The organism is Blastomonas sp. 34TW, assembly GCF_059803595.1.
This window is the reverse complement of record NZ_JAPFGW010000017.1, coordinates 1-24,818: the sequence shown is the minus strand read 5'-3', so window position 1 is coordinate 24,818 and position 24,818 is coordinate 1. Positions and strand designations below refer to the sequence as shown.

Annotated in this window: 19 protein-coding genes and 1 tRNA gene; 14 read left to right on the top strand and 6 right to left on the bottom strand. The window is 60.1% G+C overall.

Annotated features, from left to right (window positions below; translation table 11 throughout):
- Positions 1-4: 4 nt before the first annotated feature.
- On the bottom strand, positions 5-292 hold the full coding sequence (gene traL / locus OPU69_RS17675; protein WP_020819170.1) for a type IV conjugative transfer system protein TraL: 288 nt from the start codon (positions 290-292) through the stop codon (positions 5-7).
- Between the two features lie 27 nt (positions 293-319).
- Positions 320-649, bottom strand: coding sequence for a hypothetical protein (locus OPU69_RS17670; RefSeq protein ID WP_054725555.1), 330 nt, complete (start codon positions 647-649; stop codon positions 320-322).
- Between the two features lie 350 nt (positions 650-999).
- Between OPU69_RS17670 and OPU69_RS17665 the strand changes: the two genes are divergently transcribed.
- From OPU69_RS17665 to OPU69_RS17655, 3 genes are read left to right on the top strand one after another with little or no spacing between them, the layout of a single operon-like run.
- Positions 1,000-1,461 (top strand): transcriptional regulator, encoded by a 462-nt coding sequence (locus OPU69_RS17665; protein WP_486570763.1) that lies wholly within the window; start codon positions 1,000-1,002, stop codon positions 1,459-1,461.
- Between the two features lie 45 nt (positions 1,462-1,506).
- A complete protein-coding gene (locus OPU69_RS17660; RefSeq protein ID WP_031286199.1) occupies positions 1,507-1,746 on the top strand; it encodes an AlpA family transcriptional regulator in 240 nt (79 codons plus the stop codon).
- Positions 1,747-1,794: 48 nt separating this feature from the next.
- The gene (locus OPU69_RS17655) at positions 1,795-2,487 is read left to right on the top strand and encodes a hypothetical protein (protein WP_498512811.1); all 693 of its coding nucleotides are present in this window, start codon (positions 1,795-1,797) and stop codon (positions 2,485-2,487) included.
- 21 nt (positions 2,488-2,508) lie between these two features.
- Here OPU69_RS17655 and OPU69_RS17650 read toward each other — a convergent pair whose 3' ends face one another.
- Positions 2,509-4,584 carry an AAA family ATPase gene (locus OPU69_RS17650; RefSeq protein WP_498512809.1) on the bottom strand — a complete coding sequence of 692 codons (2,076 nt, stop codon included), beginning with the start codon at positions 4,582-4,584 and terminating at the stop codon, positions 2,509-2,511.
- Positions 4,585-4,688: 104 nt separating this feature from the next.
- Here OPU69_RS17650 and OPU69_RS17645 point away from each other — a divergent pair, with 104 nt between their 5' ends.
- The 7 genes from OPU69_RS17645 to OPU69_RS17615 all read left to right on the top strand — a co-directional run bounded on the left by OPU69_RS17645 (position 4,689) and on the right by OPU69_RS17615 (position 18,318).
- Positions 4,689-5,681: a helix-turn-helix transcriptional regulator gene (locus tag OPU69_RS17645; RefSeq protein WP_498512807.1), complete on the top strand. Its 993-nt coding sequence runs from the start codon at positions 4,689-4,691 to the stop codon at positions 5,679-5,681.
- A gap of 109 nt (positions 5,682-5,790) precedes the next feature.
- Positions 5,791-8,454 carry a PD-(D/E)XK nuclease family protein gene (locus OPU69_RS17640; protein ID WP_498512805.1) on the top strand — a complete coding sequence of 888 codons (2,664 nt, stop codon included), beginning with the start codon at positions 5,791-5,793 and terminating at the stop codon, positions 8,452-8,454.
- Positions 8,447-11,605, top strand: a complete 3,159-nt coding sequence (locus tag OPU69_RS17635) for a UvrD-helicase domain-containing protein (RefSeq protein WP_498512803.1) — start codon at positions 8,447-8,449, stop codon at positions 11,603-11,605. Before OPU69_RS17640 ends, OPU69_RS17635 begins: the two co-directional genes overlap by 8 nt.
- Before the next feature lie 36 nt (positions 11,606-11,641).
- Positions 11,642-12,850 (top strand): DUF6361 family protein, encoded by a 1,209-nt coding sequence (locus OPU69_RS17630; protein WP_498512801.1) that lies wholly within the window; start codon positions 11,642-11,644, stop codon positions 12,848-12,850.
- Entirely contained in the window at positions 12,847-14,691 is a 1,845-nt protein-coding gene (locus OPU69_RS17625) for a phospholipase D family protein (RefSeq protein WP_498512799.1), read from the top strand. The genes OPU69_RS17630 and OPU69_RS17625 overlap by 4 nt, the downstream gene beginning before the upstream one ends.
- Positions 14,688-17,768, top strand: coding sequence for a C-terminal helicase domain-containing protein (locus OPU69_RS17620; protein ID WP_498512797.1), 3,081 nt, complete (start codon positions 14,688-14,690; stop codon positions 17,766-17,768). The genes OPU69_RS17625 and OPU69_RS17620 overlap by 4 nt, the downstream gene beginning before the upstream one ends.
- Before the next feature lie 64 nt (positions 17,769-17,832).
- Positions 17,833-18,318, top strand: a complete 486-nt coding sequence (locus OPU69_RS17615; RefSeq protein ID WP_498512795.1) for a GIY-YIG nuclease family protein — start codon at positions 17,833-17,835, stop codon at positions 18,316-18,318.
- A gap of 159 nt (positions 18,319-18,477) precedes the next feature.
- On the opposite strand, the gene OPU69_RS17610 is transcribed toward OPU69_RS17615, so the two are convergent.
- Positions 18,478-18,993 (bottom strand): hypothetical protein, encoded by a 516-nt coding sequence (locus OPU69_RS17610; protein WP_498512793.1) that lies wholly within the window; start codon positions 18,991-18,993, stop codon positions 18,478-18,480.
- Positions 18,994-19,266: 273 nt separating this feature from the next.
- Between OPU69_RS17610 and OPU69_RS17605 the strand changes: the two genes are divergently transcribed.
- From OPU69_RS17605 to OPU69_RS17595, 3 genes are all read left to right on the top strand, one after another.
- The gene (locus OPU69_RS17605) at positions 19,267-19,923 is read left to right on the top strand and encodes a hypothetical protein (RefSeq protein WP_498512792.1); all 657 of its coding nucleotides are present in this window, start codon (positions 19,267-19,269) and stop codon (positions 19,921-19,923) included.
- A 28-nt stretch (positions 19,924-19,951) separates the two neighbouring features.
- Positions 19,952-20,728: an NYN domain-containing protein gene (locus OPU69_RS17600; protein WP_498512790.1), complete on the top strand. Its 777-nt coding sequence runs from the start codon at positions 19,952-19,954 to the stop codon at positions 20,726-20,728.
- Between the two features lie 92 nt (positions 20,729-20,820).
- Positions 20,821-22,284, top strand: a complete 1,464-nt coding sequence (locus tag OPU69_RS17595) for an ADP-ribosylglycohydrolase family protein (RefSeq protein ID WP_066275471.1) — start codon at positions 20,821-20,823, stop codon at positions 22,282-22,284.
- Between the two features lie 192 nt (positions 22,285-22,476).
- On the opposite strand, the gene OPU69_RS17590 is transcribed toward OPU69_RS17595, so the two are convergent.
- On the bottom strand, positions 22,477-23,589 hold the full coding sequence (locus OPU69_RS17590; protein WP_066275477.1) for an IS110 family RNA-guided transposase: 1,113 nt from the start codon (positions 23,587-23,589) through the stop codon (positions 22,477-22,479).
- A 119-nt stretch (positions 23,590-23,708) separates the two neighbouring features.
- Here OPU69_RS17590 and OPU69_RS17585 point away from each other — a divergent pair, with 119 nt between their 5' ends.
- On the top strand, positions 23,709-24,320 hold the full coding sequence (locus OPU69_RS17585; RefSeq protein ID WP_066275480.1) for a S24 family peptidase: 612 nt from the start codon (positions 23,709-23,711) through the stop codon (positions 24,318-24,320).
- 297 nt (positions 24,321-24,617) lie between these two features.
- Here OPU69_RS17585 and OPU69_RS17580 read toward each other — a convergent pair.
- Positions 24,618-24,685 (bottom strand) — tRNA-OTHER (locus OPU69_RS17580).
- Positions 24,686-24,818: the final 133 nt, after the last annotated feature.

Genomic DNA, 24,818 nt, shown 5'->3' with positions numbered 1-24,818 from the left:
CCCCTCAACCGGCAAGCAGTCGGCAGTGGGAAGGCGGCGTTGCCTTGAGACCCAGAAATCCTGCAGGCAGATACCAATATGCGGCATGGGCTACCCAGGAGCTGGCGCGTCCTGCTTTTGCCTTTCGCAGTGCGAACCAGGCGCCGAAGGCGACGATGATGCCGATGAAGATATGCTGGGTGAGGATCCCCCAGGTGAAGGGGGCCAGCATTCCCGCGAACTCGTCGATGGTCCAGAAGCCGATAAGCTCTGGGTCATCGAGGCGTCGGGGAATGATGTAGGGGTCTGCCATGGCGCCGTCGCCTTCCCGTCCGACCGCTTAGATGACCGCGGTCACGACCGAGGTGACGATCGGAACACCCGTGCCGACGCCGATACCGACGCCCACGGGAACGGCGACCTGGCCCAGCGAAAACCGCCCGGATGCCAGACCGATCAGGCCACCGGCGAGGCTGAGGACCGTGATGATCTTGCCGCCCGAGCCTTCCAGGAAATCCGTGAACTTGGTGAGGGCAGGGGTGAAGGTCGTGTCCGCGCCAGCATAGGCGGCGCTCGCCGCAAGCGCCGCGACTGCGACCGGGATGGCAATGTTGAGGGTCTTGCCGAGACCCTTGACGCTGGCGCGCCGGGGGAGGGTGAGGGACTGCATGTGAAGCTCCGGTTGGAGGGGTGGTCACAGCGTTCTTGCGTTCGCTGTGTGTTCCACATGCATCTAGGAAATGATCGTAGGAAAGGGTTGGCATCTGATCCGCTTTGGAGACGGATGGATGCGGACACATTTTTCAGCGCCCGTCGGTCTTCAACAGCGATGATGGCGATAATGTAGGGTTTTTATGTCGAAGATCGCCGCCCGATGCGCCGTGATCCGCCGACGACTCGGGCCGAGGAACTGATTCGCCTTTAAACGAGATGTTCCGCGTATGTTCTTTTCATTTTCCTACATGGGATGCTTCGCGTTATGCCTGCGAGTCGCACCAGTGCAGAAGCGAGGAGACAACCATGTACCATCCAACCGCCGCCGCCAGACCGGCCAATGAAAGCCTGGCTCGCGTGCTTGCCCATGCGATCGATGCCGCCGGCAAACCCCGCCACAGGATTGCCAATGAATGCGGAATGCATCGCGAGACCCTGCTTCGCGTTGCGCGCGGCGAGCGGCCCATCGGGCTCGACGAAGCAGCTCGTGTGCTCGCCGCCTGTGGAGCACATCCCCGAGCCAGCATGATCCTCGCTCTCGCCGGGCAGGAAGATCTCGCCTGCGAGTGGATGCATGGTGAGATGGGCGAATTTCTCGAAGAGTTCTTCACCAGCCTGCCCGTCCATCTGCAGCGGACCCTCGGCCGCCGGATCGAGGATCTGCGGCCTAGGTGGGCCAACGGCACCTCACAGCTTGTGGCGCGAATGCTCGCCAAGCACATCGATGATTTTGTGGGCCGCGACATCGCAATGTCGCTGTCACGGTAAGCCTAAGAGTTCGGAGGGGACCGAACTTTACGATTGAGATCAGCAATGTCGCATTCAGCACAAGATGAAACGCCCTACCTGCCGCCGGCGGAAACTGTGCCGCCGGCCCGACTTCTTCGACTGCCGGAAGTGATGGCCCGCGTCGGGTTGCGTCGTTCAGCCATCTATCAGCGGATGAGCGAAGGGCGTTTCCCCAAGTCACGATCGCTGGGGCCCAAATGTGCAGTTTGGGTCGAAGCGGAAATTGATGAGTGGATCCGCGCCGTATCGCGAATTCCAAACTGATCACGCCGTGATCTATTCCGTTAGGATTCCTCGCGCTAAGCTGCGCGCATGGTTTATCGATATCCGCTGGGCAATACTCTTCATCCCGAAGCTCTGAAGGAGAAGCAGCGTTCGCTGCGGGACGGCTTCCAGAAGCCTTTGGGGCTTCGCGTGCACCGTGCGCTATCGTGGCTTCGACGAGCCGAAGCTGAGGATGAAGACCATGATGTCCGCTTCATCCTTCTCTGGATTGGATTTAACGCGGCCTATGCCGGTGATGTCGAAGAATCGGCCAGTAGCTCAGCGCCGGAGGGCGAGCGCGGCCTCTTTCAAGCATTTTTCTCGACCTTGGTGAAGTTTGACGCCCGTCACCGCGTCTACGATGCCGTCTGGCAACGGTTCAGCCAGGAAATCCGACTGCTTCTGGATAATCGCTATGTCTATCACCCGTTCTGGCAGCACCAGAATGGTGTCCCGGGCTATGCGGATTGGGAGCAAAAGCTTGAGCGGAGCCGGACTGCTATCAATCATGCCTTGCGCGAGCACGACACTGCCCGGATTCTCTCGATCCTCTTTGATCGGCTTTACGTTCTGAGGAACCAGTTGGTGCATGGCGGCGCAACCTGGAACAGCGACGTCAACCGTGACCAAGTCAGGGATGGCGCGTCTCTTCTGGGTTGCCTGCTGCCCATCTTCGTCGACCTGATGATGGATAACCCGGATCACGCTTGGCCGATGCCGAATTACCCTGTGGTCGACTAGCTCAGCCGCTTCGGGGTGAATTCACGCTGCCTCGTCCAAATCTTCTGCGCGTTGACGTGGTGCAGGGGGCGAGTGGAGGTGAAACCCCATCGTACCCCGCACCTGGTCGCCACGGGCATCAATCTCGTCACGCAGCCACCGCACGAGGACAGCTGGATCCTTTTCCGCCAACAGATCCGCACGGTGCGCAACGACCGCAAAGTCACCTGGCGTTTGGCCATGGTGGATGGGCCACTCTGAGGGCCAGTCGAGGCCAAACCGGGCTTGGAAAAGCTTGCCTGCCTGCGCTGGCGTCATGGCATTGAACACAGCCCGGATCGTGAAGCGACGCTGGGTCGCTGGATCGAGGTTGTCGGCCAGATTGGTCGTGGCGATGAAGGGAGTGCGGAGGTGTTCGAGCTGTACCAGCATCTCGTTGACCTGGCTGACCTCCCAGCTCCGTTGACCGGCTTCCCGGCGGTAAAGGAAGCTGTCGACCTCATCGATCAATAGCAGCGCGCCGCGTTCGGCGGCCTTGGCGAAGGCTTCAGCGATGTTCTGTTCGGTCTCGCCTACATAGGGACTCATCAGGTCCGAGCACCGCCGCTCTTCAATATCCAATCCCATGGTCTCGGCGAGGTGCCGTGCAAAGGCCGATTTACCTGTACCTGAAGGCCCTGACAGCAACAGGCTCCAGCCCCGGTCTGGGGTCGCGGCCAGACGCTCAGCAAGACGAGACAAATCAGTGTCCGCCCGCGACAGCTTCGGATCATAAATCGAACTGCCTGGTGCATCGGGGGCGCAGGACTGGCCGAGGGCCCGCATCACGCTGTGGATGGCGGTCTTCGCAACGTCGGCCCCGCCGCTGGCGAGATGGGCGGCTTTCAGGCCGGCCGCAACGACTGCAGGCGGCGCCTTCAGGCTCGCGATCTCACGCAGTTCAGCCGTGCTCAGGGCAACCGATGCTGTCTCAGCGGACCTTTGGGCAACCCGCTCTCGCACTGCAAAGCGCGGCCTATCGAAGCCAATCGCGAGGGTCATGCGCCGCAAGACGGCAGGGTCCAGTCGCGAACGCTGATTGACGATCCAGATCGTGGAAACCTGGGGAGCCTCAACGAGGCGGTTGATCCATTGCTTGGAACTGCCCTTGCGCTCGCTCATCATCAGAACATCGTCGGCTTCGTCGACGACGATAACCCGGTCCCGGTGATGGCGGCACATGGCGCGCAGGATCATGAGATGATCGAGACGCTCGGAGCGATCAGGCTCGTTGCCGAAGTCGTCGCTCAAACCGGCAAAGATCGCGCCGCTTCCTGCTTCACTGGCGAGCGAACGGGCAAACTCGGTCTTTCCCGTGCCGGGCTCGCCGAACAACAGAATGCTGACGGGTTCCTTGCTCACAAGGATCTTGAGTGCGACGCCCCGCAATGGATCGAGGTGCTCGAAATCATCCCAAAGCAGTCCCCCTTGCTCCGGTTCAGGCATGAGCCAGCGCAGCATGTCCTCCCGGGTTTCCGCATGAACCCGAATGAGGCGCCTGAGCAGCGGGCTCAGGCTGTATTCTCCGTCACGGTCGTCATGAAGGAGACGGGACGCGAAGAGCGGGGCGCCGGGCATCAATTTCTGCTCGACGGTATTGTTGGCAAGGCCAGATAGCTGAGCAACGGCACTGGGGGTGAGGTTGCTGCATGACATGGGGGCACGGCGCACGAGCTCCCGCCAGCACTCAAATTTCCCCCAGCGAGCGAAAATAGTGAGGATCGTGATTTCAGCGGAATCCAGACCGAACAGTTCACCAACCCATGCAAAGACATTGTCCAACTGGGCTTGCTTGGCACGCTTCGCTGCCAATTGCCGAGCTACCGCCCGCATTTCGACCAAGGAGGGCTTTTCCCTATTGGCGAGCTTTTGCAGCGCCGCAACCGGCACCTCCCGGTCAATGAGATCAATCAGATCCTCACCGCACCGCTTCACCTGGTTGACGCTCAACCCCTGCAATACGCGCGCAGCAGCATGCGCGAAATGCGCTGTTTCGCCCTGCTCGTTCTGGCCGAACTCCGCTTGTGCTGCCCTTTGACGTGCCATGTTGTGCGCAATCTCCCTGAGCTCCAGTTCCATGAGGAGCCTTCAAACATACGAGTGCGACAATAATGGTCGTATAATGTGGGGATTACGCGTGATCCGACTTGCGCTTGAAGAGCAGGCAGTTAGCAGTAGCTGGAATGACAAAGCGCCTCAGTAATCTCGATCGCACACTAAAACTGGTGCATGCGTTGACGCAAAGCATCGAAGGCTTGTCGCTCGATGAGATGGCTGCATTGCTCGAGGTGAACCGTAGAACTGTTGAGCGTCTGCGCAACGTCATACTCATTCATTTCGACTTGGAAGAAACGGTTGATGGCCGCATCAAACGGTTCAGGATCAAGGATAGCCCGGGTCGGGCTTATGCGAGGCCAAACGCTGCCGAAGTCGCCGCCCTCCAGGCCGTGGTTGAAGCCGGACGCATTGAAGGCACCGCCAACACCGAAGCACTTGAGAAGCTGCTGTCGAAGATCAAGATCGCCTTCGACAGCGCCGAGCGGCGCCGCCTGGACAATGATCTCGATCTGCTCACCCGGCTGCAGCGATCGCGAGTTGCCGCAGGGCCTGCGGTCATCGCTTCGCCCGGGGATCTGACAACGATCCAGTCAGCGATCCTTGCCGCCCACTGTGTCGATTTCGACTATCAGCCCGATTGGGCGGCTGAGCCTTCTTGGCGGCGCGTCATCCCGTATGGATTGATCCACGGCCCGATCACCTATCTGCTGGGCAAGATGCCGGATCGGGATGATCCGCCATTCACCTTTCGGCTCGACCGTATGAGCAACGTTCGAGACAGCGGGATCGTCGGCTGCCCACCGGATGATTGGGATCTCGACGCCTGGATGGCCCGCAGTTTCGGCATCTGGCAAGAAGAAGACCATGACATTGTGCTGAGGGTCCTCCCGCATGCGGTGGAGCGTGCGCGCGCATGGCGATTCCACCCGCATCAGCAGTTCGAAGATGATGGCGAGGAACTGCTGGTGCGGTTTCGTTCCGGCGGCCTGTTCGAACTCGCCAATCATCTGTTCGGATGGGCGGGCGACTTGGTCATCGAAGGGCCCGCTGCATTGAAGGAAACGATGGAGAAGCGTCTCTCCGCTGCTCAGGAAATGCTACGACCGAATATGTCGTAATGGTTTGGCAGGGATAGGGCAGGGCATAGTGCGACGATTGTCGGGGGGATTCGTTTGAATGTTTGAGAATTGCCATCTTCGGATCGGCGACGCGCCATTTGCGAGCTGCATGCCGCTCAGCTCCCAACTCCTGGCGAGCCTCTATGCCTTGCCTCACTGTACCGAGAAGCCCCTGCGCGAGGTCCTGGAAACGTTGGGCGACAATGTGCCCTGGGCGGAAAGCTTCGCGGTCGCCCCTGAACAGACAGCCTCGGCCATCGGGGCCATGCTGGGCCATCTGATGATGGCCACGCGAGACCTGGAGCCAGGATCGATAACGACCGATGCTTTGCCGTCGGATGGGCGGGCGCGCGTCCACATTGATGCGCTACGGGATCTTTGGGCTGGTAGTCCAGCGATTGTGCCGTCCGACCTGGCAACGCTGAAGGCAATTCTGGCCTGTGAAGCGGCCGAGGCACTGCAGTCGTTTCAAGTCATTTGGGATCGAAACTGCACCCAGCTGACGTCTCTCGAGCGTGCTGTGCTCGAGCACCTTGAAAGCCACCATGGCAAGCTCGACGAGGACGACATTGACCATGTGCGGTTGATTTCGGATCGCAAGATTTGCCGCGCGCCTGCCTCGGTCCTTGCCGGTCATGTCCAACGGCATCTTCTGGACCCGTCGGCGCCTGTCGCGCCCATGGACGACAGCCTCGCGGTTCTCTCCGTCCGGGATGCATTGACTGAATGCGAAGCAGCCGCAGCCATCGTCCAGCGCTGGCTGGCCGAAGATCAAACTCTGGCCGCCAGTGAGATCTGCATCATCTTGCCGTCCGGGCCGGAATACACTCATTACCTGTCCGAAGCTTTCGGGCAGGCCGGCCTTACGACATCGTCCTTGCCTGGTGTTCCGGACCGCAGAAATGTTGGGGGTGAGACGCTCCTGCATTTCCTGCAATGCCGGCGGCGCCCAGCGCCCGCCATGGCGCTCGCCTCGCTCTACTGCTCCCCGATCCTTTGCTGGCCCCCGGACGTGGGAACGGCCCTGGCCAGTGCAGTCATGGCCGGCGATTTTCAGCCGATGCTGGTGCAGAGCTTTAGCGGGAAACAGGCAGCGCTCTTCACGCTCATTCGGTCAGCATCACCTGCTACGAACGGTCAGCTCAAGGAGCAGATACGCTCCTTCCAAAGGCTGCTCAGTGATGACGAACTCTTCGCGCCAGATGTAGCCGAGGCGAAGCAGCTGGCATCGCGCCTCCTGGCTGCTCTCGGCAATGCCAATGATGCCGCCGAAGCAGAACTGGAAAAGGCCATTCAAATGGCCGCTGCTTATCAGGCGCCGCCTTGCCCACGGGGGAACTACTTCCTTGGCGGCATCTCGGTGATGCTGGCCCATGAAGCGCCCAAGCGGCAGTTCCGCAAGCTTCTCGTCCTGGGCTTCAACGATGGTGCCTATCCGCCATCTCCGTCGGGCAATCCGTTCTTCCTCGATAGCGAGGTTGTGGCGATTGCCGGGGCAACTGGCTTGCAGCTACCGTCGCAGGCTAAGCAGCTCGATGCAGCGCTCGAGCTGTTCGCGCGTCAGATTGGAGCCGCCAGTGAACAGGTGATCTTCCTCCTGTCAGAACGCGATCGTGGCGGCAGCTTTCTTTCCGTCTCGTCGAGCTTGCCTCTCATCGCGCGTCTCGTCGCAGGCTTGGAAGACCCAGAATCACTGGTCGTGCCGCTGACGCATAGCGAAGGGACTATCTGGGACAGGCTGGTGGCCTGGAAGCCACGTCCCGTGATGGAACCGCTCCAGCCGCTTGAGGTGCCGAGCCACTACGAGTTCGATCTCGATCTCCTTGGTCTACGCAAGAAGGATGATGGCAGCCCGAGGGCGCAGAGCCCGAGCCGTCTCGAGAAGCTGCTCATCAGCCCATTGGCCTGGGTTTTGGCCGAACTCGGCGCCGAGCATGTTTCGTGGCAGCCGGAGGCGCTTGACGTTATGCTGCGTGGCTCGCTCGCGCACGAGGTGTTTGAGCGCTTGTTCCCACCGGGCAAGGATCATCCTTCGAACGAAGTCATCGAAGAGAAGGTGCCTGAGCTGCTGCTGGAACGGATTCGTGCGATTGCGCCGTTCCTGCAGACGTCGGTCTGGGCTGTCGAACGCAATACGCTCGAGGCGGAGATTACAAAGGCGGCTAAGCACTGGTCGATGGTCCTCAGATCGCTCGATGCCGAGATCGTCGGCAACGAATTCTGGCTCTCAGGCACCCTGTTCGGCCATCCCGTCCACGGCAAAGCTGACTGCCTGCTTCGCCTTCCCGATGGGCAGCCGATTGTCGTCGATTACAAGAAGAGCAGCTCGGGAACGCGGCGCCAGCGCCTTCAAAAAGGCTGGGACCTGCAGGTCGACCTCTATCGACGCATGAGCGTGCGGATCGATGAGCGCAGCCATGAAGGCGTTGTCCGAATTGGCGAGACTCTGAGCGGTTGGTCCAAGCTCCCGGCCGTTGCCTATCATACGCTGAACGACGGGAACGTCCTCCTCAACGGGATTGAGGTCTTCGATAGCACGGAGGTCGAACTCGTTGCCGGCGACATCGCTGCCAATGCACTTGCCCTGATTTCGGCTCGGTTCGAGGCCCTCAAGGCTGGCCGACTAGAAACAAACACCACGGCCGATGCCAAATTCTTCCAGAAGGCAGCAGCCCTTGGCACCTACGCCTTGGAGGACAGTCCGTTGATCACCGCCTTCATGCGCGACGACACCGCTCCCTCCGTAACCCTTCCGGACGATCAAGATGACTGAACTTTCGATTGTACCCGCAGGGGCAGGGGCGGGCAAAACCCACCATATCCAGGAGACCCTCACCCAATGGGTCAGGGACGGCAAGGTGCGGCCCGAGAAGATCCTCGCGGTTACCTTTACCGAAGCCGCCGCCGGGGAACTGCGGCAGCGGATCAGGGGCGCGCTCATTGCGGACAGCAATCTTGCAGCAGCGCTGGCTGTCGAACGAGCCTATGTCTCTACCATCCACGGGCTGGGCCGCCGTTTGCTGATCGAGCATGCCTTCGCATCGGGGTCATCCCCGCAGCAGCGCCTTATCGCCGAAGACGAGCAAGACTTGCTGATCCGCCGCTCGATCGAAGAAAATCCAGGACTGAGCGAGATCACCCGGAACCTGGCCGCTCTTGGCTATCAAGGAAGCTTCTCCTCCGACGAAACCGCAGAGGACAGCTTCCGCAAGAGGTTGCTCGGCGTCATCGCTTTGTTGCGAACGCTAGGACCGCGGGGCAGCGATCCGGCCATGGCCGACTTTGTCGAGGCATCCATCCGAGCCGGGTACGGAGCGCCGATCGGCAAATCCGATACCCTGGCAGCAGGGCTGAAGAAGGCTGTTGATGCCTTGCTTACCGCCTTTCCGCGATCGCTCGCTGACGAGGCAGGCAGTGCCGCCGCCAAGACTGCATTCCGCGAGAATTTTCGGGCTCTGAAGCAGGCGCAGCAGCTCCTCGCCGCCAATGGTAAGGACTGGCGGCTGTGGCAAAGGCTGCGCGATCTCCGTCTGTCGAAGCGCGGCAGTCCGACCCCTGATGGATACGATGATCTTGCAACGGCGGTCATGCTGGCGGCCGACAGCCTCGTTTCTCATCCCGGACCGCTTGAGGATGCGGTCTCGCATGCGCGCGCTTTGGTGGAAGGCGCACAGTCGGCGATGACGGACTACGAGACCCGCAAGCGTGAGCTCGGCGTCATCGACTTTAGCGACATGGTGACGAACGCCGCGCGGATCCTCGAGGAAAAGCCAGCCGTGCTTGGCGCCATCATGGACGAGGTCGATTGCGTCATTGTCGACGAGTTCCAGGACACCAACCCGATCCAGTTCACCTTTCTGTGGGCACTCGCGCGTAGGGCCAAGCGGGCGCTGATCGTTGGGGACACCAAGCAGGCGATCATGGGCTTCCAGGGCGCGGATCCCCGGCTGACCGTCGCGCTTACACAGCAATTTGAAACCAGCCCACTCGACCGGAACTGGCGCTCCAATCCGCGCATCATGGATTTCGTGAACGCGCTGGGCCCGTGCCTATTCGGAGACGATTACACTGCGCTTGCCGCGCAGAACGCCGCCGGGCACGACACCGCCCTGGAGGTCATCGAGTTGGCCAACAAACGCGGCGCCCGCTCTGGCGGAAAGCCCCAGCATTTCATCGCTGATCGGCTCCTGTCTTTGCTGACGGATGATCAGGTCACCATCGTCGACAGGCATTCCAAGGCCCTGCGCGATCTGGAGCCGCGGGACGTTGCAATCCTGTGTCCGACGCACAACCACTGCGCGAGCTACGCGGCTGCGCTGCGTGCGCTGGGTTTGCCAGTCCGCGTCGCAGAAGGTGGCTGGTGGCAAAGCAAGATCGTCCAGGCTGCGTGCTTTGCTCTCCGCTTCGCCGTCGATTCTGCAGACAATCACGCAGCTATCTGCACCGCCACCCTCGGGCCTGGCGCAACGCATCTCACAGAAGCCCTCGGCGCGCTGGCCCGTAATGGCCAGATCGATACACCCGAGCTAGCGGCGTTGCAGGGGCTTTGGCCAGACTCCCTTGCGACGCCCGTGGACAGACTGATTCACCAGGTGATCCAGGTCGTCGGACTGCGGGACTGGTGCGACCGGCTTGACGACCCAGCCCAGATGAGAGCGGATCTCCTTCGCTTCGAGGCTGAAGCGGCGGCTTTCATGGAGGCACACCGCGATATGCGGGAAGCCTCCGGTTTCTATGGGCAGAGTGCCAACGTCTTCCTTGGCTGGCTTGAGAACAAGGTGGGATTGAAGGGCGAGGATTTGCGCCCCAATCCTGCCGGCGCAGAGGCCGACGGCATCGAGATCGTGACCTGGCACGCATCGAAGGGGCGGGAGTGGCCGATCGTGGTCGTATGCGGCCTGGACCACAAGCTTGATCCTCGTGCTGGAACATTCAGCACAAAGTTTCCAGGTTTCGACGATCTCGATCATGTGATCGAAGAGGCGACACTTGCCTATGCTCCTGATTTTGCTGCTCCAGAGGCGACGGCGCGCTTTCTCCATGAGCTCTATCCCGAGAGTGAAGAAACAGCGCGCCGATTGCTTTACGTCGCTCTGACGCGTGCGCGTGATCGCCTGATCATCGAATGGCCGCAGGACGACGACAAGGTTGAGCCGCCATTGCCGATCACGGCGCGCCGTCTTTTGAACGACGTCTGTGGCATCAAATTGCAGGGCAATCAGATCACTGTCGGTTCGGCGAACTTCCCATCGCGCATGACGATCTGTGACAAGGAGATCCCAGCATCGTTCGATACGGAAGGCGGAGTCTGCTTGGCGAGCAGCGACCGCGAACCCAGATTTGCCATTGAAAAGCGAGCGGTCGGCCCGCTGGTTTCGGTGGTCAGTCCCTCGCAGGCCGTCGCCACTGCTCGGCCGCTGCCTCGTCAAATCGAGACCCGGGCGATTTCCGCAGGTGTCCGGCTCACTGGATCGGATCTCGCCCAGGCAACGGATAAGGGAACTGCAGTCCACGAGGCATTGCGGATCCTGCTATGCCGGCCAGATCTGCGGGGCAGGGTAGGCGATCATTGCCGGGTTTCCGACGCTGAGGTCGAGCTTCTCGCGCAACAGGCGCAAGCGCTTCGCCAGACCCTCATGGAGCTTGGCTATCCGCGCCTGCATATCGAACAGCCAATCGAGCTCGAACTGTCCGACGGAGGACGTCAGAGCATCATTGTCGATCTCATCGCCGAGGGAACGGATGGCTTCATGATCGTGGACCACAAGAGTGGCACGGTTGCTGATCATGTGGCGCGATTTGAAACTTACTGGCCTCAGCTTGCGGCTTACACCGATGCCGTCGAATTGAAGGCAGGCAAGCCGGTTCGAGGTGCTGCCGTATTCTGGACCGAAACCGGTGAACTGACTGCGGGGCAGATGTAAGGTGACTCTCAGGCTTCAAAATAATGGAGGCAGCGCTTGGCTTCCTTCGGCATGACTTACCTCTCTCCCGACGCAATGCGCGAGGCGCGCAGGTTCATGAATTCCGACCAGCAGGGGGTTCGTGACGAGATCGGATTTCTCATCGTCCATCAGCGTTACGCCGATCGGTTTTTCCCAGGGACCTCGGTTCTTCACACCCGGCTGCGCTACGTTCTTTTCGTGCCATGGCTCTATCGCGACGAGTTCTTGAAGCCGGCAAAGGGGCAACGCACGCAGGACAGTATCAAGCGGCGGGAGTATTTGCTGACGGGGCGACTGATGAACGAGCCATCCGGCGTGATCGGCATCCGCAACTATCCTGCCCCGGTCGAACAGCGGCCGAGCCAGGTCTATTGGGGGGCCTTAAATCGATGGGGGCTTCTCCGCGAGCAGGATGGGGCCGGACCTTTGAGCCGCTATCAGGTCGAGCGGCTCATAGCGGGCAAGTCTACGAGCTCACTAAAGGACGACGAGGGGGCACCTATCTCGGACTCGTCCTGGCCTTTCCTGTGTCCGGATCCTCCCGACGAATGGCACCGGGCGGGCGAGGGCACCCTCAGTTTCGACCTGACCCATTCTGAACGCAGATTTTTGGCGAAGCGGCTGAGGAAGCTCACCTCACCCAAGAACCCGGGAGCGCTATCGGTTTTCTCGCTTTTGGTTGGGCACGATGTCGCGGCGAGCCCCACCGCGTGGAGTTCGCAAGTCCTGGACATAGCGGGCATCGAGCGGCCCGCACTTGAGCGGGCGGGGCAAGCCGCTGCTCTCGCTGCAATCGGGCGAGCGGTCTACGCTGCCCAAGTCGAAACCTTGTGCGAAGAGGTGGACGGCAGCAACCGTTCGCAGACACAGCGGGCCGCACTTCCGAGCATTCTGGAACGATGGGCTGCCCAAGCCGAGCGCCTCGAGTGGAGTGACTTTCTCGAGGACATGAACGACCGAAGCGAGCTTTCGCCAGTGGTGGCGACCGCACTTCATGACACCCTGGCATGGGTCCGGACCGGCCACACCGATCCAATGCGCCTTGAAGCAGTGTACCGCGACGCCGAAACCTTCCGCAAACATCGACGCGCCCGCCTGTCACTCAGTCAGTTCGGTGCCGATCAGCGAGCCGACTGGGACAATGATCATCACCCGCTGGGCTCTCCACTCCATTACCGCTGGGATCAGGTGCAAATGCTGCTGAAGGATCTCGTTGGCGCATGAGCTCTGCCGCAAAAGAATTTCCAGGACAGGCATTTCTCGAACTGCTGCGCCCACCAAAGCTAGCGCAAACCAGGTTGGCTCTGTTCGCCGCCTATTCTGCTGATCCAATCGTCCTCGGCGGCGCGCTGCTCAATCTCCATGGTCGTGGGCGAGACAGCGCTGGAGGCAACCGGTCCGATTTTGCTGGCGCGGTCGAGGCCTTGCGGGACAAGGTGCGCTTCATCGTCCAGCGCGGCCGCATTCACCGCGGCGCACGGTTGCCGAGGATCACTGCGGTCCTCGACCAGTTCGTCATTGAAATGCCTTACCGGGAGCGCTCCAGTAGCTGGCACCCCAAGGCCGCGCTGATGTGCTACGAAGGGGAGAAGTCTCAGCGAACCTGGCGGCTGTGGATTGGCAGCCGAAATCTCACCACGAGCCGGGATCTCGATCTCGGGCTGGTGCTCGACGGGGAAAGCCGGCGCCGCAAGGGTAGCCAGGTGATCGACGGCATCGCTGATCTTGGCGCCACACTCGCGGCTCAGGCCGTGTTGCCCGGGTTCGATCCCGACACCTTGAGGGCCGAGCTGCAAGGGGTGCGCTGGATAGCTCCCGAGGGTGTTGAGGTGTCGAGCATCGATCTGTGGACCAGGGGATCTGACCCCAGTCCGCCCTTCGCTGATGTGGCGGGGCACAAGGTTGTCGTGCTGAGCCCTTTTCTTTGCGACGCGTTCGTCGGCTCGCTTGCTCGCATGACAGCCGCTAGCTCGGATCGGACGTTGGTCACCAGCCTAGCTGCCCTGCGTAAGCTTGGCCCCGAAAGCCGTTCGCTTCTCGCACCGTTTCGGACGCTCGCGCTCGCAGCGCCTGATCCAGAAGGGGAGCAGACTGAAAATGCTGTTGAAGTGCAGCCATCTGAGCCCGCCAGCGAGGATGCCGATGAAGGGCGCCCTGGCGGCGCACATTCGGGCCTTCATGCGAAACTGTTTGCCGCCATAAAAAATGACCGTGTCGAGATCGTCGCTGGTAGCGCCAACGCGACGGAGCGAGCCTGGTCCGGCCGCAATGCAGAGGTCGTTGCCCGTTTTTCGGGAGGTAACTCCGAGATTGGCGGGATCATGGCGATCGTAGGCGCTGCCACGCCGGTGTCGCCGTCGCTTCTGCAAAGTCTCGGAGAAGCCGAGACCGACGCAAGCGAGCTTCAGCTGGAGCAGATTCGATGGGCGATCTCGGACATGCCGATCAAGCTGTTCCGAGAAGGCAAATTTTTCCAACTCATGTCCGAAAAGGTACCGATTTTGCCGGCAACGGCAAGGCTGGAGGTGGGGCTGGCAACCATGGCTTTGCACCCTTGGAATACCGAAATGACCAGGGTCGAACTTGGCGAAGTACCCATCTCCCTACAAACGGACCTCGTCCAGTTTCGACTGGTGGTCGGGGATGTCCCGCCTGCGTCATGGCTGCTGCGGGTCGCCGTTACGCCTGGGCTCGATGCCGAGCGTGATGCGGCGGCAATCAGTCGCTTCCTCAGTGTGGCTGGTCTCCAGACGTGGCTGCGTGAGATGCTTGAGGGCGGGACAGTGCCCGGGACAGAAGATGATTGGGACGCCGATGATGGTGGGCGCACTACGCGCCAGGCGAGCTGGAAATTCGACGGTCTCGCCCTCGAAGACATTTTGAATGCTTGGGCAAAAGACCGGGCAGAGAAGACCACTTCACTGCAACGTGTCGACGCCATGTTGGACCGCTACGTGGCAGCCATCTTGGCACACGGCGAGCATCTGTCGCCTCAGGATCGGCAGGATCTTCTCGATCTACAGCAAACTTGGAGCGTCGCGCGAGACGTGCTGATGACGAAATGAGTAGCACCCCGCGTCAATTCCAGCTGGCTACAGTCGAGGCCGCGGTAGCAGCGTTGATCGGCGCCGGTAGTCGCCGGTTTCTCGTTGCCGACGAGGTTGGGCTCGGCAAGACCACCGTCGCTCGCGAGGTTGTGAAGCGGCTCTCGGCTGGCGGACGCAAGCGGCTCACGGTCTACTACATCACCAACAACACGCGGGTCTCCGATCAGAACGCCTCGCGCCTGGTCGACTTCCTTGGAGACAAGGACGCCCGCAAACCAGCACTTTCGACTGTCGATCGCCTCGCCCTTATTCCGCTCGATCTGGGGTCCAAGAGCAAAAAGCCAGCGTCACCTCTGCGGGTTTATTCCCTCGCTCCCCAAACGTCATTTCCGTCGGAGACTGCGCGGCCAACGCCAGGCTCCGCGACCGAGAGGGCTTTTCTAGGCATGCTTCTCGAACGTGCGGTTCCGGGTGTGAGCGGTCTCCTGCCAAGCCGATTCATCCAGCAGCGCGCGGAGGTGAGTTGGGATCGAGCCTGCCGAACTGCGGAGGAAGCCTTTAAGACCATCGCCCCAAAGCTCATCGAAGCCTATCGCAAGGCATTGAAGGCCCGGTTCGATCCAGGGGGGAGCGGGCGAAAGCTGGGCCGCCGGATTGCAGAAGCCGCGGACGCAAAGTCGGCAGCGCGCACCCTAACCGTGCTCCGGCGCCTGCTTGCGGAGGCTTGCCTGGAGGCAACCCCACCTGACCTGATCATTTTTGACGAATTCCAGCGTTTTCGCGAACTGCTGCATCCCGCCGAGGGGGACCGGCTTGGTCTCGCACTCCTTGGCCGAGGCAAGAAGCGGCCCGCCATGCTGCTGCTCTCCGCGACGCCTTATCGGCTCTATGGAGATTCGTGGGATGGAAAAGACGGCCCACAAGCCCATGAGGAACTGTATGAGACGATCGAGTTCCTGACCGTCAATAGCGAGACGCGCAAGCGTGCCGAGGAGCTCTTTGTCAGCTTCGGGGAGATCCTGAGAGCCATTGGTGACCACGAGGGCGAAATGCTCGATCCCGTCCTTGAGCGCCGTGCCCGTGCCACGCGCGAGGAGATCGAGGCCTTGCTGCGCCCTTGCATCGCGCGAACTGAGCGTCCCGCCAATCCGGCTCTGGACCACCGGACCATTCGAATGCCGCTGCCGATAGCACCAGCAGACCTACGCGCCTTCAAGCACTTCGCCAGCAAGGTATCAGACCGGAACAAGACGGCCGCGGCCGCGTACTGGCTGTCCGTTCCGCTGCCCGCTCAGGCGCTTGGCTCGCGGTACAAAATCTCTGATACCATCGAGTTCGGTCATGCGCCCGGCATCCCTGTGCAGCGATCGAATCGCCAGGCAGGGGATAGCAAGGATGGCTGGGGCAGTCCCAAGTTCAGGGCTCTGCAGTCCTTGGCAAAGACACGAGACCTCGCTTTGCCATGGGTAGCGCCCTCAATTCCTTGGTGGCCGCTCGCCGGCCCATGGAAACACCGCCCTTCGCAGAAGACTCTTATGTTCAGCCGGTTCAGGGCAACGCCCCAAAGCGTCGCGGCACTGCTAAGCGCCAATGTCGAAGATGCCTATCTCCACAAATCGACCAAGTCTGGCAGGCGGCAATGGGAAAGCAAGCGTCTGGCCCCCAAATCAGGTCTGCCGGTCATGGCGCTCTTCCATCCATCGCCCTTTCTGGTTCAAGCGACAGACCCCCTGAAAGGCAATTGCACCACGGTACAACACGCACTCCGGACAGTGACCCGTCAGCTCCGCGCCGAACTCAAGGCGCTGGGGATCGCCGTGCGAACCTCGCCCAAGAAGGATGCTCAGCGCGCACGCCCCCTCTGGAACCTGCTGGCGGCAATCGAGCGGCGCACGAGCGACTATTCCTTGACCCAAACTGCCTGGCGGAAGGCGGCGGGGACAGAGGTCGTGCTAGGGCGCATCCTTTCGGACCGCGATCATGTGGAAGGGTTTACCACTGCGCTTGGCGGCAAGGATTGGATCAGCGCTGAAGAACTCCGCCGCCTCGCAGATCTGGCTCTTGGGTCGCCAGCCATCGCGGTTGCACGGGCCTGGATGCGACATTTTTCGGAAGCGCTCGAAGCCGATCATTTCGATCAGCTTGTCTGGTTCTGCTGGCATCGCCTTCGGCCATACCTCGACAACAAGGTATTCTGGGGTCGCCTCGGTGATGGCAATCCGACCGAGCTCCTCCTGGCGGCGGTTCGCGAGGGCGGGCTGGAGAGTGTCCTCGACGAGCATTTCTGGCTGGCGCAAGGACAGACGGGAGCGGCAAACCTCCTCGAGGATCTCGGATCAGCGCTTCACGCATCGCTGGGCTGGTTCACATTCCGGGGAATTCCTACCTCGTCGCAGCTGATCCGGTTACGGTGCCATGCCGCCGTACCCTTCAGCGGCACCGACGGTGTCGATGCCGAAGCCGCACAACGAGCTCTCAACGAAGTCGAAGCCGAAGCACCGCCCCGTGCCGAGGGCCTTAGGCGCGCCTTCAACACGCCGTTCTGGCCGCATGTCCTCGCGACCACATCGATTGGCCAGGAGGGTCTGGATTTTCACAGCTGGTGCCAGCGGATTGTCCATTGGGATCTGCCGGCAAGCCCAATCGATCTCGAGCAGCGGGAAGGGCGGATCGTGCGGTATGGCGGTCTCATGGTGCGCCGTCCGCTGGGCGCAGAAGTCGGCCACCAGGCGCTTGGCAGCCCGAATGACAAAAGATCACCGTGGACTAATGCTGCCGCGCTGGCTGAAGAACAGTACCCCAATGAAACGGGGCTCTCACCATGGTGGACCTTCAAGAATGCCGACGTTGAGCGTCATGTTCTTACCTTGGCCAAAAGCAGGGACATCCCACGGTTTGATCACCTACAGCGTCAGCGCCTGCTTTACAGACTAGCTTTGGGGCAGCCCAATCAGGAGGATCTGGTGAACCACCTTGCCAGAGGTAGCGACAACAAGATTCTCGCCATGAGCCAGCTTGCCCTTGATCTTCGTCCGCAGCGCAGCACGACCAACGCGAAAAATTCGGTTCAAAAGGACCATATGAATGGAGATTGACGCGTGGCGCCGGCAAGCTGTGGAGAGCCTAGAGAGAGCTGCCCGAAGCCTAGAGACAGTCGAAATGCTGGGTGAGACCTCAGTCAACTTCCCGCTGTCCGACATCCTGTCCCCTGATCGGGCATCCGAGATCGTCACCAGCCTGCGTCGCCGTTGCATGGCGCCCGCACTCGCCATCTACTGTTTTGAGCTTGTCGATCCAGCTGGCTACCCAGAGCTTCGCGCGAGCTATGACCGCAAGCCAGCGTCGTGTGACAGTACTGGTCAGAAGCTCAGCTACAGCCGGCTGCATGAAAACGTCTATCCTGGAGCGATTTATGTCGGAAGCTCAAAGTCCGTTGTCAGCCGGTTCTCTCAGCATCTGGGCTTGACCGGGGGGAACGGGACCTCTGCCATGCGTCTCAAGCAGTGGGCGGCACAGCACCCGTTCGACATAAGGACCACGGTCTGGTTCTTCGCCCCTGACCTTGACCAGCAGACGCTGTTACTGCTCGAGCAGGCCCTTTGGGATTACAAGCGTCCTCTGCTTGGTAAACGCAGCGGGCACTAATCGGCGAATGGTGCCAGATGGCGGCCGCGCAGTGGGGTTCACGATATTGCGAAGACGGTCTAGCGACATTCTACCCTGAATATCCTGATATGTTATCTGCGCGAGCAGCGATGCCCTGGATACGTCAAGCGAGGCCGGTCAGTCCGACCGGAATGGGCATCATTCTCGCGAAATCAGAATGTTTGCCGGAAAATTCTTATACTCCGCAGCCATGCTTTCGAAGGCATCTCCGGATTGTTCGAGGAACGCCTCAACGAATTCGGCTGGTGGCTCCTTGACAGCACCGTACACAAGGGGTGCTAAGGAGCCGGCTCTCCCCGGCCGTGGAAGCTTCCGATTCCAACCTGCGAGCTCATTTATCAGTTTGGCATAATGCCACAGGGCTACTGTTGCATCCTGCCGCCTCTCCCTTGGGACACCCTCGCATACACCAAGCCAGATTTCGTGGTTGAGCTGGTCCCGATACTCTACAAGGTGCGCGCCGAGCCAGTCCGGATTTTCGAACACCAAAGCCTGATAGTCCGCCCCCGCTTTAGTACCAAGTCGACGTGCCGCCCGTCGAGGAACCAAGATGATTGGACCTTCGTCTCGACCCACTTCGAGCGCCTGGAGAATGAGTTCGAAATTATCGCCAGTGTGCATTGAGTCCACCCAGCGGATCCGGAACTTATCCATATTTCTTGAACCCTTCCTTCTGCGTCGCCGGAGGATGAATGATTATCACGACAAATTCGGTCGCAGGATACAACTACTCATTCCATGGCGGCTGGCCGCCAGGCTTGCGTTCGGCTTCGTACCTTTTGATTGGTCAAATCTCAACAATTCGAAGCTGCGCAGGTAGTAACCATGCGACCGTTTTTGTCGTGGGTGGTCGCTTTTAGGAATTTGGCTTACGGCTGACCGAGAACGAGGGACAAGAATGGGCCTGATTGGGAAAAGGAAGATTGGATGGCTGGCCCAAGCGAATTGATCACGGCTGTAGAAATGGCCGCCGCCAGCGGCATAGACCCCAAGCGCCTGCGAGCAGCGCTTCGAGCTGCAAGTCTCGATTGGCATCCGCACAACGGTCGTTGGGAGGTTGTGCGAGGGAGCGATCAGCACCGAGACATCGAACGGGTCATAGCGCAGCTAACAGGAGCGAGTGTCAGGCTCCGATCGACGTCAAAGGCTGCACAAGGCGCTTGCAAGCCCGCAATTCGTGACGAGCATTACGTGCTCGATCTCTGCGACGCGGTTCTCGGGCTGAAGGCGGTCCGACAGCATTGCTTCCCGTTTCTGACCGGAGATCCAGATCGGCGTGGTCACCGGAAGCCATTACCTGTCGATGGCTTTTATCCTGCTCTTGGCCTCGTCGTGGAATATCATGAGCGCCAACACCGAGAACGTGTCGGATTCTTCGACGATAAGCCAACGGTTTCCGGGGTGCCTCGGGGTGAACAGCGCCGACTATATGATGAGCGCCGCGCCGATTTACTGCCGAAGCATGGCTATAGGTTGATTGTGCTCGAGGTAGGCGAATTCTTGCACGATAGGGCCAAGCGCCTGCTCAGGACCCCTCAAGATCAGGCCGTTGTCAGCCGCCGCCTTGCAAGCTTTATCGGCTGATTAATGGATATCAGGGCAATGGTGCAAAATGGCCAATGAACCCCGCACCCCCCGTCTTGCTGTCTTGATTGACGCAGACAATGCATCCTCCCGGATCGCACCGCGCCTCTTTGAAGAGATTGCAAAGATCGGTGAGGCAAGTGTCCGCCGCATTTATGGCGATTTCTCCGGGACCAGGCTTAAACCCTGGGCCGACGTTCTCGCCACTCATGCGATCAAGGCGCACCAGAACTTTGCGTACACCAGCGGCAAGAATGCCTCAGATATTGCTTTGGTCATCGACGCGATGGATCTTTTGCACACCGGTCGTTTTGACGGGTTTTGCCTTGTCTCCTCCGACAGTGATTTTACCGGTTTGGCATCGCGTATCCGTGAGCAGGGGATAGATGTCTATGGCTTCGGAGAGCAGAAAACACCCGAGAGCTTCCGCCAAGCGTGTCGCCGCTTCATCTACACTGAGAACCTGCTGCCAGAGGCGCCAACGTCAGATGAGCCAGGTCGACAGGATGCTCGTCCGGCTAGCGTAAAGAAATCGCCCACTGCTGCGGCACCTTTGATCCGAACCGCCATCTCGCAGCTCGATGATGAAGGGGGCTGGGTACCTCTTGGGCGGGTGGGTCAACGCCTTGCAGCGCTCGCTTCAGACTTTGACCCCCGAACCTATGGTGAAAGCAAGCTGAGCGATCTGGTCGAGAAGGCAGGCAGCTTTGAATCTCGCAGAACCGAGACCGGGCATTTGCAAATCCGGGTCTCTCCGTCTGGTAAAGCGGGCCAACCTAAACCCAAAAAGGCAACAGCCAGATGAAAGCCGGGCTTCGCCCTACCGCCACCAATACCTGTCAGGTGCCTTAGGTTTATACGACCGATAATGTCGTACATCGGTCATATCAAAGCGCGATGAGCAGAAATCTTCGAACAAGCACCACTGATCCGATCCAGATCCCTACACTTCCGGCGGCATCAGGACGCATCGGCATTTCCTTCTGTCCCGGAAAGCAAGGGCCTGCGCTCGCTGGCTTTACCTGGAAGCGTGATCTTGCGACCGATTTAGACGCGGTGCGTGGGTGGGGGGCTGCTGCCGTCGTCTCTTTGATTGAAAAGCACGAGATGGGTCTGCTGGGAGTCGCAGATCTGGAAGCTGCGGTTGTTGCGCGAGGGATGGAATGGCTTCATCTGCCGATCCCAGACGTTACGGCTCCAGCCGAAGATTTCGAGCAAAGATGGCGGACGGCCGGAGCTCGGTTGCGCGGCTTGCTCATCAACGGGAACGGCATTTTCGTCCACTGCCGCGGCGGGCTCGGCCGGGCCGGTACTGTGGCAGCGAGGCTGCTAATCGAACTTGGCCTTGCTGACGCTAGCAGTGCAATCGATCAAGTCCGCCGCGTCAGGCCTGGCGCAATTGAGACGAAGGCACAAGAAGATCACCTGCGACAGATCGAGCGTATCTATGATCGGTCCTATGGCTGTTTGGTTGGACTGGCGGTCGGAGATGCTGTGGGGACGACGCTCGAGTTCAAGCCGCGCGACAGCTATGCCCACATCACGGACATGGTCGGGGGAGGGCCATTCGGCCTGGATGCGGGGACCTGGACCGATGACACTTCCATGGCCCTGGCGCTGGGAGAAGCTCTGCTCGCCAGCGCGGCCAAGGGCTCGGCTTTTGAGCCGGGCGAAGCACAACAGCGCTTTGTCGATTGGTGGAGGAAAGGCGCCTTCAGTCCCACCGGCAGTTGTTTCGATATCGGGATCGCAACCCGGCAGGCCCTATCTCGGTTCGAGGAAACGGGCGACCCGATTGCCGGCTCGACCGATCCGTACTCGGCAGGCAACGGCTCACTAATGAGGCTCGCGCCAGTCGCGATCTGGGGGATACAGCAAGATCCCGCAGTAGTGACACGAGTAGCCCGCCGACAGAGCATGACCACGCACGCTGCAGATGCGTGCCTCGAGGCCTGTGAAGCGTATGCACTGGTCTTGCGGGCGGCTATCCTAGGTGCCAGCTTTGAGGATGCCCTGGCGGTTCCCTCGGGCGAATATGGACCTGAGGTCGGTCCAATCATGGCCGGTAGCTGGCGCGGGAAAGCACGCGATCAGATTTCGAGCAGCGGATTCGTAGCGCACAGCCTCGAAGCAGCGATCTGGTCCGTGGCAAACACGACGAGCTTTGACGATGCCGTGCTGTTGGCAGCCAACCTCGGTGACGATGCCGACACTACTGCCGCAATTGCCGGGCAGTTGGCCGGCGCAATTTACGGCGCATCGTCGATCCGCCGATCATGGCTAGAAAAGCTGGCATGGCGCGAGGAAATTGAGACTCTCGCGCGTAAACTGGCGTTCCCGGCAGTCGCGCTCTTAAACTAACGTCGCGGCCGATACATGGCAGCGAACGGCGGCGTTGCTGTTCGGTCCGCTTTGGTGCCCATGGGCGCATAATGTGTCATGCTTGATGCCCTATCGCTGAATTAGCGGATAATGCGTCAGGTTTGACCCTTTACAGAAGGCGCCGGCAGCGGGATCAGACGGCAGGCTTGGCCCAATTACCTACAACGGGATCTAGGTCCCAGAAATACGTACGGGGTCCAAGCCTGCCTCCTCCGGCTGGAGGAACCGCGGTTTCGATTTGTCTGGATCAAACGAGGCGTCAGTCTTCCACATTGCCATCATGATCACAGCGAGCTTCCTTGCGACGGCAACGCGAGCCTTGAGAAATCCGATCTTTGTTGCCAGCCGGAGGCCCCAAGTACGCAATGAACTTTCGGTTTTGATTGTGCGAAGCAGCACGGTGGCTGCCGTGATTAGGTGCGACCTGGTCAGCTTGTTCCCGTAACGGCTGATCCGGCCGCGGCGCGCGGTGGCGCCGGATTGATACAGATTGGGCGTTAGGCCGAGATAAGGCCCGACATCTCGATTGCTTCTAAAGCGGTACGGGTCTCCGACGGCGCTGTAAAATGACAGCGCTGTGATTGTCCCAACGCCAGGAATCGTCTGAAATCTGGCGCAGACCGGGATGCTGGCGGCCATTGTGCGCATCTTTCGATCCAAATCCAAGATATGAGAGCGCAGATCTTCTCCCATCCTGACCAGGGGATCCAAATCGACGCGGATCGTCACGCCGTTGGTGCTCAAAAGCCTGAGTTGGTTCGCGACTTCAGCCGCGAGCGATCCTCGCCCATTCAGGAGCTTGATACTGGCACCGTGCAACCTGAATATGGACTGGAGCAGCGCATCCGTCCTGGCTCGATGCTTTAGCAGGGTTCGACGGATGTTGATCATTATCCGGATGTCCTGGTGCTCCACCGGTTTGATGAAAACATGGGGACCGAAGGACGGCGCCAGTCGGCCAAGCTCAGCGAGACCTTTGGCATCATTCGCATCAGTCTTTTGACGTCGGATCGCCAGGAATTTGCTTGATTTGCGAACGTCGACGACTTGAACGGGAAACCCGAACGAACGGAGATCCCGAACCATTTGAGTGCCGACACCGGCCTCGATCGTAATAGACTGGACAGGCCCAACGCCGAACCGTCGAAGGATATCTCTTATCGGAGCAGCGCGGGTCTCAGTCATTGCCTCGAAGAATACGTGTCCTTCGGCATCGACGAGGCAGACCGCAGTCTCCGAGTGGCCGGCGTCGAGGCCGACCCAGTAGCGCAGGTGCCGTGGCATTTTGCTCCCGTACGACGTTTGTTTCTTTCGCTTGCCCTACTGACCTTGTCGGGGCTGTCCGACTAGGATTCGTCCTCCGGCATGTGATAGAGAGGTAGGAAATCGAAGGAGATGATAGGATGGAGCCGCGGGAGGCGTTGGATGGCCTAATCAGCGAGCGAGGAGAGACCTACGCATCGATCTCGCGCCTCCTCGGGAGAAACTCGGCATACATCCAGCAGTTCATTAAACGAGGTTCTCCAGCCCGCCTTGACCAAAGCGATATAGCGCTGCTGGCATTGCATTTTGACGTGCCCGTAGAGATGCTGGGTGGAAAGGAGGGGCCGACAGTCGGGCAGCGTTCGATAATCAAAGTCCCCCTACTGAACGGGACAGGCAACGATTCACGCTCACAATGGCGGTTGGTTGATGCGGCTTGGCTAGGTCGGCTGTGTGATCAGCCCGCCAGTGTCGCAATCTTGCCAATTGTTGGTGAGGCGATGGAGCCGACCCTCTGCAATGGCGACGAGGTTATGATTAGCCGAGTTCGCTTCCAGGAGAGCGTGCGTGAAGGCCTTTATGCCATTCGTGGGTCTTCTGAAATCTTCGTAAGGCGGATAGCGATCGACCCAACGAAGAACCGTCTGACCGTTCTTACCGATCACCCCGCATATCCGAGCTGGCAGGGCATCCAGCGCAAGGGCGTCGATATTGTCGGCCGGGTGATCTGGATCGGAGCTCGGGTAGCCTAGCTGTCATTATGACCCCGCGCTGCCGGAGGCTCTAAGCGGCCATCCCAGCGTGCCGTGCTGCTTAGACGCGAGGTGGGATTAGCCGACGCAGTGGTCGGTACGTGATCCGACGACTCGCGTTATGGCAGACGACCACTCGCAGACGCTGAATTCACCACCAAGACCGCTGATGCGTAGCGCTTGAGCAACCTCAGCGCTGCATTAGCGCGTTGCTACCTAGAGAGCTACCTAGCACACAATCGATCTATGCCGCCCGATCTGACTAGGGAGATAACTTCTTGAAAAGTAAGGAGAAGGTGGTGGACGCACTAGGGCTCGAACCTAGGACCCGCTGATTAAGAGCGGTTTTGTGTCTGCATGCGTCCTTAATTGTCCGCAAGCATGCACCCTGTTCATCTGAAGACGCCTCTGCCGGTCCGCGGTATCCATCCGGCGGGGGCCGCCTTGTCTGGGTAGGTATTGAGCGCTCTTTAGCGTGCTCTTGTGAGCGCGCTTAGG